Origin of the sequence: Brevundimonas sp. NIBR10, from assembly GCF_027912515.1 — a bacterium.
GTDB lineage: Bacteria > Pseudomonadota > Alphaproteobacteria > Caulobacterales > Caulobacteraceae > Brevundimonas.
The window spans coordinates 3,592,741-3,606,104 of record NZ_CP115464.1 but is presented as its reverse complement, the minus strand read 5'-3'; the positions used below and the strand labels follow the sequence as shown (position 1 = coordinate 3,606,104).

Here is a 13,364-nt window from a genome sequence, read left to right as displayed (position 1 = left end):
TTGGCGGTTGGTTGAGTGGTTTGCGCCAGGGCCCGGTGCGGCCAGGGCAAACCAGGGGATGAGCCGGCGAAACGCGCCGACGCGGAAGGGACAGCCATCAGGGGCTCCTTGAAGGTCTTGAACGGCGCGGACAGGCATCCGCCGCGACGGGGACGATCAGGAGGCGAGGCGAGGGGGCCGTGTTCCGGTGCCGGCGACCGGCCGATCGGCAGGGTCAGTCGCGCGGGCAGGATCGGTCGAGGTTGGTGGTCGACGGTGTGGTCGGGGCCGACGGCACGGTGGGAAGCTACGCAGGCGATGCAAGCGGCCATGACCAGCCGGCTTGGCCGAGGGCGGGGCGACTTGCAGGGGGCGTCGTGGTGGCGTGTGTCGCCATTCGCTGCAGGGCGCTGCCGTCTGACGGCGTTCGCCCAGGCCCCGCTCCTGCACCCAGGGTCAGAAGGGCGGAAGACGGCCGATCAGCAAGGATGAGGGTACAGGGCTGCGCACCGGCTCTGTCTTTGCGTCGTGGCTTGCGGACGCAAAACGCGCCGTTGGTCGCGCTCAAGGACGGGATCGCGGTGGTAGTCGAGGCCGATCAGCTGGTCGATGACGGTCAGGTCCTCGGCCGTGGTCCAGGCGAAGCAGGTCTTGTTGACGTAATAGGGCTTGGCCGACAGGACGAAGAGCCAGGTCTTGGACAGGCCGAAGACGGTGGCCGTGGCGGGTTCTGTGGCCGTATCAGCGCCGACGTCGCTCTCCGCAGGGGGCGCTGTGACGGTCTCGGTCCAGGTGAAGCGATCGACGATCTGTTTGACCACCGCGCCGTTCGTCTGGCGCTCGCCGATCGCGGTCAGCAGGGGGTGGCCTTCCTTGAGGCGCTGCATCTCGATGTCGGCAAGGGTCCTGGCCAGGTCGTTGGCGGCGGACTGGGTCAGGGCGCGTTCGACGCGGCGGACGGTGAAGACGCAGGAGCTCGGCCGGGGCTGGGCCAGGGTCCAGGCGTCGCCGTAGGTGAAGCGGATCACTCCATGCGGATCGTCGTCCACCGACAGGGCCAGTAGGCTGTACTGATCGCTCTCGTCGACGCTGGCCACGCCGTCGTCGATGACAAGGCCGTTCTGACCCGCCCGCACGACGCCGCCGGTCTCGGGGAAGGTCACGCCGGGCGCGACGAACATCGGCCGGCTCTGGCCCAGGGCGGAACCGGCGGCAGCGACCGTGGCGGCCAGGATCAGGGATGCAATCAGAACGCGACGGGACATGGCCCGGCCTTGGCAGACCCCGGTGTCATCTCGCAAGCGACTTCCCGAACGGCGCGTCACGGTAACCTTTACAGCCCCATCGTCAGGCGAGTGGGAGGCCCGGCGCGGACGGGTCGGGATCGGAGACCGCCCCGTGGCCCAGCGCGCGCTGCATGAACAGCACGTCCAGCCAGCGGTCGAACTTCCAGCCCACCCCCTCGATGGCCCCCATGTGTCGGAAGCCGCAGGCGGTGTGCAGCCGGATCGAGGCCTCGTTGGCGCTGTCGCCGATGACGCCCAGCATCTGGCGCACGCCGAGCGCTTCGCAGTCGTCGATCAGCCGGTTCAGCAGCGCCTTGCCGACGCCGCGTCCGTGGGCCGAGGTGGAGACATAGATCGAGTCCTCGACCGTGTAGCGATAGGCGGCGCGGACGCGGAACGGCCCGGCATAGGCATAGCCGACGATGACGCCGTCGATCTCGGCCACCAGCCAGGGCAGGCCGAGCGCCAGAACCGCCGCGCGGCGCGCCGCCATCTCGGACTGCGGCGGGGCGACGGTCTCGAAGGTGCCGGTGCCGGTCAGGACGTTCTGGGCATAGATGGCCGTGATGGCCTCAAGATCGGCTTCGGTCGAGGGCCGGACGTGGACGGGGGAGGAAGCGGTCGGGCTCACGTCGCCTCCCACCCCTTGTCGACGGCCCAGATCGCGAAGGCATAGTCGTGGGCGACCTCCTTCAGATAGTCGAACCGGCCGGACGAGGAGAAATGCCCCGCCTCCATATTGATCTTGAGCAGGATCGGCTTGCCCGAGGTGGTCGCGGGGCGGAGTTTGGCCACCCACTTCTCCGGCTCCCAATAGGTGACGCGCGGGTCCGACAGGCCGCCGGTCGCCAGCACCGCCGGATAGGCCATGGGCGCGACCTGATCGTAGGGGCTGTAACTCATCATATAGTCGTAGTCTTCGGCGCTCTCGATCGGATTGCCCCACTCGGGCCATTCGGGCGGCGTCAGCGGAAGCGAGGTGTCGCTCATGGTGTTGATCACGTCGACGAAGGGCACCCCACCGATCACCCCGGCCCACAGGTCGGGCCGCATGTTGGTGACGGCGCCGACCAGCATCCCGCCGGCGGACCGGCCCTCGGCGACGATCTTGCCGGCCGTGGCGTACTTGTTGGCGATCAGGTGTTCGGCCGAGGCGATGAAGTCGGTGAAGGTGTTCTTCTTGGTGTGGCGGCGCGCGGTCAGGAACCAGTTCCAGCCCTTGTCCGACCCGCCCCGGATATGGGCGATGGCATAGATCCAGCCCCGATCCACCAGCGACAGCCGGTTGGTCGAGAAGGAGGCCGGGATCGGATTGCCGTAGGAGCCGTAGCCGTACAGCAGCAGCGGGGCCGAGCCGTCCACCGGCGTCGACTTGCGGCGCAGGACGGTGACGGGCACCAGCTGGCCGTCCGAGGCGGGGGCGTTCAGCCGCTCGACGACATAGTCGGCGGGGTCGTGACCACTGGGGACCTCCTGTACCTTGCGCAGGCTCCGCTCGCGGGTCTTCAGGTCGTAGTCATAGGTCGAGGTTGGGGTTGACGGCGAGTTGTAGCCATAGCGTATCACGGTGGTGTCGAACTCGGAGGCGCCCGCCAGCGACAGGGCATAGGCGGGTTCGTCCACGGCGATCTCGTGCTCGGCACCGGCGCGGTCGCGGATGACGATCTTCGTATTGGCGTCGGCGCGTTCCTGGCGGCCGATGAAGTCCTTGACCAGGGCGACGCCCTCGATGAACCGGCCCGGCGTGTGGGGGACGAGGTCGTTCCAGTTCGCCGCGCCGGGCGCATCGGTCGGGGCCTCGACGATCTTGAAGTCGATGGCGTCGTCGGCGTTGGTGCGAATCACCCAGCGGTCGCCCCAGTGGTCGGCGTCGAACAGGCGGGCGGTCTGGCGCGGTTCCAGCACGACCGGGGTCGCGGTGGGGGTGGCGGCCGGGATGATGCGGGCCTCCGAGGTCTCCTGGTTGGCGATGGTGATCAGGATGAAGGCCTCGTCGGAGGTGACGCCGACGCTCTGGAACATGCCGTCGTCGGCTTCTTCATAGACCAGGGTGGTTTCGCCGCCGCGCGCGGGGCGGCGGAAGATCTTGTCCGGGCGGCCGTTATCGTCGCGGTTGGTCCAGAAGATCCACCGGCTGTCGGGCGAGAAGGTGAAGTTCTCGGTCGCGCTCTCGATCGGGTCGGGCAGGACGGCACCGGTGGCCAGGTCCTTGACGTAGATCTTGAACACCTCCGACCCCTGCGCGTCCTCGGCATAGGCGAACAGGGCGTGGTCGGGGCTGTGGGCCGTCGTCGAGACCTCGGAATAGGCCTTGCCCTCGGCCAGGGCGTTGCAGTCCAGCAGCAGTTGCGGCGTCGGGGCGACGATGAAGTTCTTGGTCACGGGCTTGCCGTCGACCATCCACGTCCCCTGGCGTTCGACGCGCATGTAGCGGGGGTGCTGCTCGCCGGTGCGGTATTCGGTGAAATACTCCCAGGGGCCGTCGGCTGAGGGGACCGACGAATCGGCCTCCTTGATGCGGCCCTTCATCTCCTCGAACATCGCGTCTTGGAGGGCCTGCGTCGGGGCCAGCATGGCGGCGCGATAGGCATTCTCGGCCGTCAAATGTTCCTTGACGTCGGCCTTGATCAGCGACGGGTCGCGCAGCACGGCCTGCCAGTTGTCGTCCTTCATCCACTGATAGTCGTCGGTCCGGGTCCGGCCCAGCTGGGTGATGGTGACGGGGACCTTGCGGGCGACGGGAGGAACGGGCGGCGTACTGGGCATCGAGGCTCCGGGTTGGGCGAGAGAGGGTCCGGCCTGGGCGACCACGACGCCGGCGGCGGCCGAGGCGATCAGTTCACGACGATTCATGGGGGCGGACCTTTGACTCGGGGACTTGCCGGACCATGGCGAGGGGGAGGAAAGGGGTCAATGCGGTGAAGCTCCCGATGGCGGGGACGTGAACTGCCGCTGCGTCAAATCCCGGTCTCGGGACGATCGCAATCGGGCCCGCCGTCCCGGTTGACCTTTCGGGACTCGTTCTCTATACGCACCGCTCCGCCGCAGGCTCGACTTGCGGCTCTTTTATTTTGATTTGACCCCAGGAACCCGACCATGAAGGTCCGCAGCTCGCTCAAGTCGCTCAAGACCCGCCACCGCGACTGCAAGGTCGTGCGTCGCAAGGGCGTCGTCTTCGTGATAAACAAGACCGACCCGCGCTTCAAGGCGAAGCAGGGCTGATTGGGTCGCGCGCCTGCGGGCGCGCTTCCAACGATCCACAGGCTGCGGACATTGTCCGTGGCCTTTTTCGTATGTGCGGTTGAGCGGCCTGCTCTGGCATGGTTAGCGTCCGGCTCGTTTTTTCAGGAGACTTTCCCATGGCCGATGACGCCTCTTTCGACGCCTCGCCGGACGTCCTGAACTCCGCCGCCCAGGGCCGTCTGCGCACCATCATCGAGCGCATCGAGCGTCTCGAAGAGGACAAGGCGGCGATCATGGCCGACATGAAGGAGGTCTTCCTGGAGGCCAAGGGCGAGGGCTATGACGTCAAGATCCTGCGGAAGGTCATCCGTATCCGCAAACAGGACAAGGCCAAGCGCCAGGAAGAGGATGCGATCCTGGACCTGTACCTGTCGGCGCTCGGCGAGATCTGACCCTGAAGCGGACGCCGTTCGATCGGGGTCCGAGGCCTGGGGGCGACGCGCCGTCGCCCCGCAAGAGCCTGCAACGCAAGACCGGTTTCAAGACCGTCGCATCGGGGCCCGCGCAAGCGGGATTGACCCGGTCCGGCGGTCTTTCCGCATCTGGGCCCAAGGCGAAGGTAGGCGCTCGCCTCAGCCCGTTCGAGGCCGAGCGCAAGGCCAATCAACGGGCGGCGCTGAACGCCCTGAAACGCGCCCGACGCGCGGCGGACAAGGCGGGAGTGTCCCTGTCCGAGTGGGAGGGCGAGTTCCTCGATTCCGTATCCGAACGCGTCAAGACCCACGGCCGCGCCTTCGGCGACCCCGAACTCGGCGCCCCCGGCCAGGCCCTGTCGTCGATGCAGGGACGCAAGTTGAAGGAGATCGCGGCCAAGGCGAAGGGGGAGACGCCCGCGCGGGGCCGGCGCGGCGGGAAGATGCCGAAAGCAGACGCATCGAAGGACGACTAAGGGGGTTAGGCGATTCTTCGAGACGGATGATCCGACAACGCGGGCCAGCCCCATGTAGGTGACCACGGCTCGAAGTATCCCAAGTTTCGCCATCGACCATCTGCCAAGTTGATCTCAGCTAATTCCCATTCCGGTTCCAACCACCCGCGCGGTACAGCGAACAATCGCTTCGCCCCGACATCTGCAACGAACCCGAACCCACCCTTCATCGCATGAGCAAAGTCCCCAACAAGCGGCCTATTGGACGGCCAATCGCCACGCTCTGCCCATCGCCAATCCAGATTGTCCCGCCAATGACCTTCCATCGACTGGCGGATTTCAGCGTGCTTGAACAAAGCCGCCAAACTGAAGGTTGAGACCCACCAAAGTCCGGGAATGTCCTTTGTCATGGGAAGGCATGATGATACGCCACGCTAACGTCCGCAACGGGTCGAAAGCGGTCAAAGGCTTTGGGCCATTAAGCGGACATATCGACGGCAGAAGGTTCAGTTGAAGCCATTCCAGCCCACTACGAGAGACACTGGAATGCCCAGCAGGCCGAAGATGTAGCTGCAATGAAGAGCACGCAGCATCCAGCGGAGTGGGATGTCTTCAACATCGCGGCCCCTTATGACCATCAACGGCCAAATCCACGTTCCAACCTTCCAATGTTGAAGTGGACCTAGTGGTCGGTCATGTGACCTCAAGAAAATGACCCGTACGACCAACAAGATATTGGCGGCCACAGCCACTGCCATTGCGGACCACGCGCTCAAAAACAGGATCGTGGGGAACGACATCGCAGAAGTTGTGGGCCTCCCGGGCCAGTTTGCAAGCCGAACTCACTAGTGTCCGCTAAGGGTCGCGAGCCGCCATACGACCTGCTCCGCACTCCCCCCCCCGTCGGCACCATCTTGCCGTGAAGGCCCGATCTCCGTCAGGATGGGCGACCTCGAACACGCGGCCGGCGACCATGACCCCCAGACACCGCATCTTCACCACCAGCTTCGCCAGCGTCTATCCGCACTATGTCGCCAAGGCGGAGCGGAAGGGGCGGACGAGGGCGGAGGTGGACGAGGTCATCCTGTGGATGACCGGGCTCGATCCGGCGGGGCTGGAGGCGCATCTGGCGGCCAAGACGGATTTCGAGACCTTCTTTGCCCAGGCACCGGCGCTGAACCCGGCGCGGGAACTGATCACGGGGACGGTGTGCGGGGTTCGGGTGGAACAGGTCGAGGATCCGCTGATGCGGGAGATCCGGTATCTGGACAAGCTGATCGACGAACTGGCCAAGGGGCGGCCGATGGCGAAGATATTGCGGGGGTAGGGGCCAGGGCCGCCTCCCCACAAGCCGTCATCCTCGGGCTTGTCCCGAGGATCCAGAAACGCCGACGTTCGCGAAGACCCAAGGTGCTGGCTTCTCGCGTCCGAAGCGCCGCCAGATGGCACCAGCGTGAGTCTGGATCCTCGAGACAAGCCCGAGGATGACGAAAACACAAAAGTTCATTCTGTCAGATCGACGAACCGACATGGCCGAACTGAGTACGGACCCTAGAACAGCACCTTGCGCAGGTTGATGCGGATCACCCGGCCCTGGGGATCCAGGAAGTCGGGCTGGTAGTTGAGGGGCAGTTCGCCGGACGCGCTGCGGACACCCAAGCGGGTGTCGAACAGGTTGTCGACGCCCAGGCTGATGCGCGTGCCCTTGAGCCAGGGATATTTGGCGAGCAGACCGGGACGCTGGTTGGCGTCGAGGAAGACGTTCACCCCGACCGTGGCCTGGGACGAGAAGGTCAGGTCAGAGCCGGTCAGGCCGCCGTCGACCCGGGTGCCGTCGCGCCAGTTGGCGTTGACGAACATGCCCATGCCGTTGCGGAACGCACCGCCCTGGACCTGGACCTCGGAGCGGGGCGTACCGCCGCGCCCGCCGGTGGCGCCGCCGTCCAGCTGGTCGATCACGGCCAGGCCGTCGCGGATCAGGATCTCGTCCTGGATCCGGTAGGTATAGTAGACCGACAGGTTGAAGATGCCCTGGCCGGGCTGGAAGGACGGGCCACGACCGCCGCCGCCGGGGCCACCGCCGCCGCCGGGGCCGCCCATGCGAATCTGGGTTCCGCCGCCGCCGCCGGCAGGACGACCGCCGCCGCCGGGACGACCGCCGCCGCCCATGACCGCGCCCATCACGGCCATCGGACTGCCGGCCGCAGGTTCGCTGGGCGTGCCGAAGGGGCGCGAGAAGTTGAAGCCGGTGCGGACGTCCTGACGCTCGGTCTTGGTGTAGTTCAGCGGGCGGGCATCGACCGACAGCAGGGTGCCGGCGGCGTCACGCGTGAACCGCGACGGCAGGGCCGCCTCCAGGTCCGGGGTGATGGTCGGGAAGCCCGTGATCGCGTCGTCGGTCAGGGCATAGGTGTAGGTGCTCTGGAACGACAGGTTCATCGACTGGAACGGCGTCAGGTTGAAGCCCGCGCGCAGCACCTGGCGATTGTCGGAGGTCAGGTTCGGATTGCCGCCGGTGATATAGGTGACGTTGACCGTCTGATTGGTGCGGAAATCATAGACCGGGGTGTTGACCGTCGCGAGGACCGGATCGTTCAACTGGTTGATCGTCGGCGGGCCCTGTTCGTTGGAATAGTTCACATTGAACGAGACGAAGGTCTTGGGCGCCCAGTTGACCCCGGCCCCCAGGGTCCGCAGGCCGCCGAAGTCGGAGTATTCGTCATAGCCGCCGTTCAGGCTGACCGACAGGTCGCCGAAGGCCGGCAGGAACTCGCGCCGGGTGCTGGTCAGGGGCATCGACAGGTTGAACGAGCCATAGGCGCGCTGGCGATCCAGGTCGGTTTCCGACGCCACGCCCGAGCGCAGGCTTTCGGATTCGAGCCTGCGGGTGTCTAGGCCGAACTTGAAGGTTGACTGCAGATTGCCCGCCGGGCCGTCCCACAGCCGGCCGGTCAGGACGCCTTCGGTATTGGCACCCGAGGCGACCGAACGCGAGGTGTCGGTCAGGGGGCTCAGCAGGGCCAGGGGCAGGTCGGCGAACGGATTGAAGGCCGGGTTCCGCTGGTTGATCGCCAGTTGCAGGGCCGAGGCGTCATAGCCGCGCCCGACCGTCGATTCGGTCTCCACATAGTCCATGCTGCCCGACAGGGAGTAGCGCCAGTCGCCCAGATAGCCGTCGATCAGCAGGGCCGCGTTGCCGGTCAGAATGTCGGTGTTGCGCAGCAGGGCGCTGGGATCATCGACGAACCGGTACAGTCGGGTGTCGTTGGCGAAGGGGGTGAAGGGACTGCCGCCCGGCAGGGTCAGGGCGATGCCGGCCAGGCCGCCGAAGCCCTCGGTCGAGGTGTCGTCCAGGCTGCCGCTGAGGGTGGCCTTGGTCGTGGTGTTCAGGTCGCGCGACAGGGAGGCGCGAACCGTGGACTGGTCGCGTCGCGGCAGCAGGGTGCGATAGTCGGACAGGTCGCCCGTGCGCGGCGCATTGGCCCCCGCCGCGATCTGGGCCGCCGTCGGGGTCGTGCCGCCCGCAGGCACGGCGGCGACGATGGCGGCGATGGAGGGCGAGATGGCCGTGCCGTAGGGGCTGCCGCTCAGATTGCCGATCAGGTCGAAGGGCTGTGAGCCCGGGGTGCGGGTGATGTCGCGTTCGGACTCGAACAGGGCCGTATCGTGCTGGCGCACGACGTCGACATTCCAGCGATCGGCGGCCTGGACGTTGAAGAAATTGCCCGCGACCTCGCTGGCGAGGCGACCACCCTGGCTGGGGCCGCCGGTCCGCAGATTGACCGACGCCTGACGGAAGGCGGCCTTGATGACGATGTTGACCACGCGCCGGTCGGCCGCGAAGCCATAGGTCAGGGCGACCTGTTCGGGCAGGATCTCGGTGCGCTCGATCGCCTCGATCGGAATGCCCTGGATCTCCTGGAAGCCGGAGGTGCGACGCCCGTTCAGCAGGATGATCGGACCCTGGTCGCTGCGACCGCTGGACGACCGGGTCAGGGGTTCGAGGTTGGTCAGCAGCTCGGCAATGTTGGACGCGCCATAGGCCTTGATCTGGTTTGCATCCAGGACGACGTCGGGCGCGATGTCACCCTGGACGCTGCCGCGCGGCTTGGCCGCCGCCACGCTGTCGAGCTCTCCGAGGTCGACGGCGTCTTCGGGCACCTCTTCGACCGGCGCGGCCTCGGGCTCGGCCGGAGCCTCGACGACGGGCTCCTGGACCGGAGCGGCCTGGCTGGGGGCGGGCTGTGCGGGTGCCGTCTGGGTCGTGGGGGCGGGCGCGGTCTGGAGCGAGCCGGAGGCGAGGGCGTACAGGATAGCGGTGGCTATCGTCATGAAATCTGGATCCGGCAGGTGAACAGGGAGGCGTGCGACGCGCCGGGCGGAAAGCCCGTGCATCGCCAAGGCCCCTACAACGCAGGCGTTCGCGTCACCCGTCGGTCCGAAAGGTTACAAATCGGAAATATTACAGCAATCGTGCAGGTTGTTGCCGTGATGCGACAGTCGGTGAGCGGCCTCAGCCGGCTTCCTTCATCAGCCCTTCCAGCCCCTGTTCGCGGACCTTGCGGTACAGGGTCGAGCGGCCGATGCCGAGGCGGCGCGCGATCTCCGACATATGGCCGGCATAGACCTCGATCGCGTGCTGGATCAGGTCGCGCTCGATGTCCTCCAGCGTCCGCAGATGCCCCCGGTCGTCGAGGATGCGGATCGGCTGGTCGGGCAGGGGGGGCAGGTCCACACCGGCGGGTGCGGCGGCCCGGGCCTCGTCCGCCTGACCCGGCGTCGGCGCCGCGACCCCCGAGATCGAGGGGAAGTCGTGCGGTTGCAGATAGGGGGCGTCGGCCAGGACCAGGGCGCGATAGACGCTGTTTTCCAGCTGGCGGACATTGCCGGGCCAGTCGAAGGCGGTCAGCAGGGCGAGCGTCTCGGCCGAGGCCCCGACGACCCGCTTGCCTTCCTCGACATTGAAGCGGGCGATGAAATGCTCGACCAGGGCCGGGATGTCCTCGCGACGTTCGCGCAGGGACGGCGCCTCGATCGGGAAGACGTTCAGGCGGTAGTACAGGTCCTCGCGGAAATGGCCGTCCTTGACCTGTTGCGCCGGGTCGCGATTGGTCGCCGAGACGATGCGGACATCGACCTTGACCGAGCGCTTGGAGCCCACCGGATCGACCTCGCCCTCCTGAAGCGCGCGCAGCAGCTTGACCTGCATGTCCAGCGGCAGTTCGCCGATCTCGTCGAGGAACAGCGTGCCGCCGGTCGCTTCCTGGAACTTGCCCAGATGCTTGTCGTGGGCCCCGGTGAAGGCCCCCTTCTCGTGGCCGAACAGGATGGATTCGATCAGATTGGCGGGAAGCGCCCCGCAGTTGACCGCCACGAAGGGCTTGCCCGAACGGTCGCTGGCGCCGTGCAGGGCGCGGGCGATGACCTCCTTGCCGACGCCGCTTTCGCCGGTGATCAGCACGGGGATGTTGGATTTGGCGGCGCGGGCACCGAACGCCTTGACCAGCCGCATCGGCGGGCTGTCGCCGACCAGGTCGTCGAACGAGGTGCGGCCCCCGACGTGTTTCTTCAGCCGCCCGACCTCTTTCGTCAGCTGGGTCAGTTGCAGAGCGTTTCGGATGCCGACCAGGATGCGTTCCGGGCTGGCGGGCTTGATGAAGAAGTCCTGGGCCCCGGCCTGCATGGCCTTGACCACCTGTTCGATGCCGCCGTTCGCCGTCAGGACGATGACGGGGGTGGTGACGCCGGCCGTGCGGATCTCGGCCAGGCATTCCAGCCCGCTCATCCCCGGCATGACCATGTCCAGCAGAATGACGTCGGCGCCCCCGCCCCTGGTCAGGCGATCGATGGCCTCGCCGCCGTTCTCGGCGTGGACGACGGCGTAACCCTCGCGGTCCAGCACGGCCTGGACTAGGCGGCGCTGGGTCGGATCGTCGTCGACCACCAGAACGGTCTTGGCCATGGAGCACCTCTGTCATCACCGGGGTCGCCTGCGTCTTGATCAAGCGCGACTGACCCGTTTCGGGACGGTTATGCCCCGGATGCGGTGAAGATCGGGTTGTGGGGCGTGGTGTGCGGGGGGTTAACGGGGGCGGTTGGTGTTTGGGGCGGCATCGCACAGATTGCCTGGCTGCAACGCCCACGTTCCGAGCTTCGACACGTCGAGGACGGGCCATGGCGAGGGGCGCGGGGTCAAGTGTTCGTAACGAAGAGCGTCCCGAGCATCGCCACCACCACAGGCGGCGGTATAGCTCCCCCGATCGAGCCATTGACCACCCGCATCACGCTCGAAAAGCACGATTGCGAACTGGTGAGCAACCAGAACGTCGTCTTGACCGTCATTGTTCAGATCGATGAGACGGGCCACGCATCCGCCTTGACGCCGCGTGCAGTTTCTCATGGCCTCCGATGGGGGACCGGAGCGGCCGAAAGGTGACGCCGTCCCTTGCGGAAGCATCTCGATTACAAGATCGGACGCGAGTCTTTCATCGTCCGAAATGCCTGCGGTTTGAATATCAATCCGTGCGCTCGCCGCGCGGCGCGCGACTTCAGGATTGGTCGAGCGTTTGAGCGTTTCCAACGCCTTCTCCCCCGCCTTGCCGCTGCCATTCGCCAGGAACGCATAGTCGAACTTGTCCGCCGCCACCTTCCCGCTCTCCAGCCGCTTGACCTGATCGGCGACCGACAGCCGGGCCGGGTCGGCGAGCGGACTGAACAGGGCGAGGATGACCGCGACGGTCAGGACGGCGACGGCGATGTTGGTGGGTTCCAGCGCCTTCATCCAGGGCGAGCCCCGGCGGGCGAAGGGGATCAGGGCGGCGGCGGCGTATCCGGCGGCATAGGCGGCTCCGACCAGCGCGCAGGCGATCGCGATGATCCTGTCGGGCGTCAGGCCATGCTGGCCGATACGCAAGGACAGCCCCCAGACCGCGATGAAGATCAGGGGCGTCAGCAGGACCGAGGCGACCCGCACCGCGACCCGCAGCACCACAGGCGGCAGGTTGTCGGGTCTGCCATCCTGATACGCCGTGTTGATGAGGATGATCAGGGCCCCGGCCGCCGACAGCACCAGCGCCGTCGCGCTGCCCGTCTCCCACAGGCCGTCCAGACCGGTGAAAGGCAGCGCCGCCAGGAAGCCCGCCACCAGTACTGTCAGCACAAGCAGCAGCCACGACAGCAGCATGAGGGCCACCGTTCTGACGCCCCGGATCAGCCCGTCGCGGACATCGGTCAGATGCACGGCCGTCGCGAAGACCAGGCCGGTGAGGGGCAGGGCGAACCAGGGCTCGTCGATCAGGTCGCCCAGAAACTTCAGCCCGATGACATTGAACAGAGCCGAGCCCAGGAACAGCAGCAGCCAGAAGGCCCCGGTGAAGCCGATCGACAGCACCATCTGCACCCCGGCCATCCAGGCGGTGTCGAAATAGACATGGAAGGGCGCGATCCAGCGCCGCTCGCGATCGGCGGGCACGATCAGATGATGGACGATGAACAGGGCCACCGCGCTGAACGGCAGGATCACGAACGAGCCGAAGGCGTCGTTGATCCTCGAGGCCCGGGCCACGTCATGCATGGCCAGCAGTGCCAGCGCCACGGCCGCGACGACGCCCCAGATCATCAGCGTCCTGATCCGCAAACGCCCGACTCCCGCCAGCACCACGATGGGCAGATAGGCCGCGATCAGCACCAGGGCCGCGAACAGCATCGGCACGGTCGCCGGCCAGACGGACTGACCCCCGTAGCCTTGGTCCGCCCGGTACAGGGCCCAGAGCGCGAGGCCCTGGCTCAGGCCGATGACCAGCCGGGCGATGGCGACGTTCCGGCCGGCCTCGTCGTGGCCCAGCCCTGCGCGTCCCGATGTCGTGGAAGTCTCGCCGCTCATGATGTCGCTCCGCCCTTGAGCCATCATGGGCGCAAATCATCGGTGGGGGAAAGGCCGTGGATCGCATCGTCCGGGCACCCGAACGTCGGGTGCTGGACGTTCAGAA

General features: G+C 66.8%; 10 protein-coding genes. 4 read left to right on the top strand and 6 right to left on the bottom strand.

Going from position 1 to position 13,364, the window contains the following annotated elements:
- Nucleotides 1-458: 458 nt before the first annotated feature.
- The 3 genes from O5K39_RS17620 to O5K39_RS17610 all read right to left on the bottom strand — a co-directional run bounded on the left by O5K39_RS17620 (nucleotide 459) and on the right by O5K39_RS17610 (nucleotide 4,118).
- Complete coding sequence (locus tag O5K39_RS17620) at nucleotides 459-1,244, bottom strand: hypothetical protein (RefSeq protein WP_271144903.1); 786 nt, start codon at nucleotides 1,242-1,244, stop codon at nucleotides 459-461.
- 82 nt (nucleotides 1,245-1,326) lie between these two features.
- Nucleotides 1,327-1,896, bottom strand: a complete 570-nt coding sequence (locus O5K39_RS17615) for a GNAT family N-acetyltransferase (protein WP_271144902.1) — start codon at nucleotides 1,894-1,896, stop codon at nucleotides 1,327-1,329.
- Nucleotides 1,893-4,118 carry a S9 family peptidase gene (locus tag O5K39_RS17610; protein ID WP_271144901.1) on the bottom strand — a complete coding sequence of 742 codons (2,226 nt, stop codon included), beginning with the start codon at nucleotides 4,116-4,118 and terminating at the stop codon, nucleotides 1,893-1,895. The genes O5K39_RS17615 and O5K39_RS17610 overlap by 4 nt, the downstream gene beginning before the upstream one ends.
- Nucleotides 4,119-4,361: 243 nt before the next feature.
- Here O5K39_RS17610 and ykgO point away from each other — a divergent pair, with 243 nt between their 5' ends.
- The 4 genes from ykgO (at nucleotide 4,362) to O5K39_RS17590 (ending at nucleotide 6,703) form a co-directional block, all read left to right on the top strand.
- On the top strand, nucleotides 4,362-4,487 hold the full coding sequence (ykgO, locus tag O5K39_RS17605; RefSeq protein ID WP_008263184.1) for a type B 50S ribosomal protein L36: 126 nt from the start codon (nucleotides 4,362-4,364) through the stop codon (nucleotides 4,485-4,487).
- A gap of 137 nt (nucleotides 4,488-4,624) precedes the next feature.
- Nucleotides 4,625-4,900: a DUF2312 domain-containing protein gene (locus O5K39_RS17600; RefSeq protein WP_271144900.1), complete on the top strand. Its 276-nt coding sequence runs from the start codon at nucleotides 4,625-4,627 to the stop codon at nucleotides 4,898-4,900.
- A 224-nt stretch (nucleotides 4,901-5,124) separates the two neighbouring features.
- Complete coding sequence (locus O5K39_RS17595) at nucleotides 5,125-5,397, top strand: hypothetical protein (protein ID WP_271147186.1); 273 nt, start codon at nucleotides 5,125-5,127, stop codon at nucleotides 5,395-5,397.
- A 952-nt stretch (nucleotides 5,398-6,349) separates the two neighbouring features.
- The gene (locus O5K39_RS17590; RefSeq protein ID WP_271144899.1) at nucleotides 6,350-6,703 is read left to right on the top strand and encodes a DUF2200 domain-containing protein; all 354 of its coding nucleotides are present in this window, start codon (nucleotides 6,350-6,352) and stop codon (nucleotides 6,701-6,703) included.
- Between the two features lie 224 nt (nucleotides 6,704-6,927).
- Here the strand turns inward: O5K39_RS17590 and O5K39_RS17585 are convergent, their stop codons facing one another.
- The 3 genes from O5K39_RS17585 to O5K39_RS17575 all read right to left on the bottom strand — a co-directional run bounded on the left by O5K39_RS17585 (nucleotide 6,928) and on the right by O5K39_RS17575 (nucleotide 13,258).
- Nucleotides 6,928-9,708, bottom strand: a complete 2,781-nt coding sequence (locus tag O5K39_RS17585) for a TonB-dependent receptor (protein ID WP_271144898.1) — start codon at nucleotides 9,706-9,708, stop codon at nucleotides 6,928-6,930.
- 181 nt (nucleotides 9,709-9,889) lie between these two features.
- A complete protein-coding gene (locus O5K39_RS17580) occupies nucleotides 9,890-11,338 on the bottom strand; it encodes a sigma-54 dependent transcriptional regulator (protein WP_271144897.1) in 1,449 nt (482 codons plus the stop codon).
- Nucleotides 11,339-11,458: 120 nt separating this feature from the next.
- The gene (locus O5K39_RS17575; protein ID WP_271144896.1) at nucleotides 11,459-13,258 is read right to left on the bottom strand and encodes a DUF4153 domain-containing protein; all 1,800 of its coding nucleotides are present in this window, start codon (nucleotides 13,256-13,258) and stop codon (nucleotides 11,459-11,461) included.
- Between the last annotated feature and the right edge of the window lie 106 nt (nucleotides 13,259-13,364).

Bases quoted from the DNA above. Each gene is read 5' to 3' on its own strand.
- O5K39_RS17620 (WP_271144903.1), bottom strand. From the start codon at position 1,244: ATGTCCCGTCGCGTTCTGATTGCATCCCTGATCCTGGCCGCCACGGTC.
- O5K39_RS17590 (WP_271144899.1), top strand. From the start codon at position 6,350: ATGACCCCCAGACACCGCATCTTCACCACCAGCTTCGCCAGCGTCTAT.
- ykgO (WP_008263184.1), top strand. From the start codon at position 4,362: ATGAAGGTCCGCAGCTCGCTCAAGTCGCTCAAGACCCGCCACCGCGAC.
- O5K39_RS17610 (WP_271144901.1), bottom strand. From the start codon at position 4,118: ATGAATCGTCGTGAACTGATCGCCTCGGCCGCCGCCGGCGTCGTGGTC.
- O5K39_RS17575 (WP_271144896.1), bottom strand. From the start codon at position 13,258: ATGAGCGGCGAGACTTCCACGACATCGGGACGCGCAGGGCTGGGCCAC.
- O5K39_RS17585 (WP_271144898.1), bottom strand. From the start codon at position 9,708: ATGACGATAGCCACCGCTATCCTGTACGCCCTCGCCTCCGGCTCGCTC.
- O5K39_RS17600 (WP_271144900.1), top strand. From the start codon at position 4,625: ATGGCCGATGACGCCTCTTTCGACGCCTCGCCGGACGTCCTGAACTCC.
- O5K39_RS17580 (WP_271144897.1), bottom strand. From the start codon at position 11,338: ATGGCCAAGACCGTTCTGGTGGTCGACGACGATCCGACCCAGCGCCGC.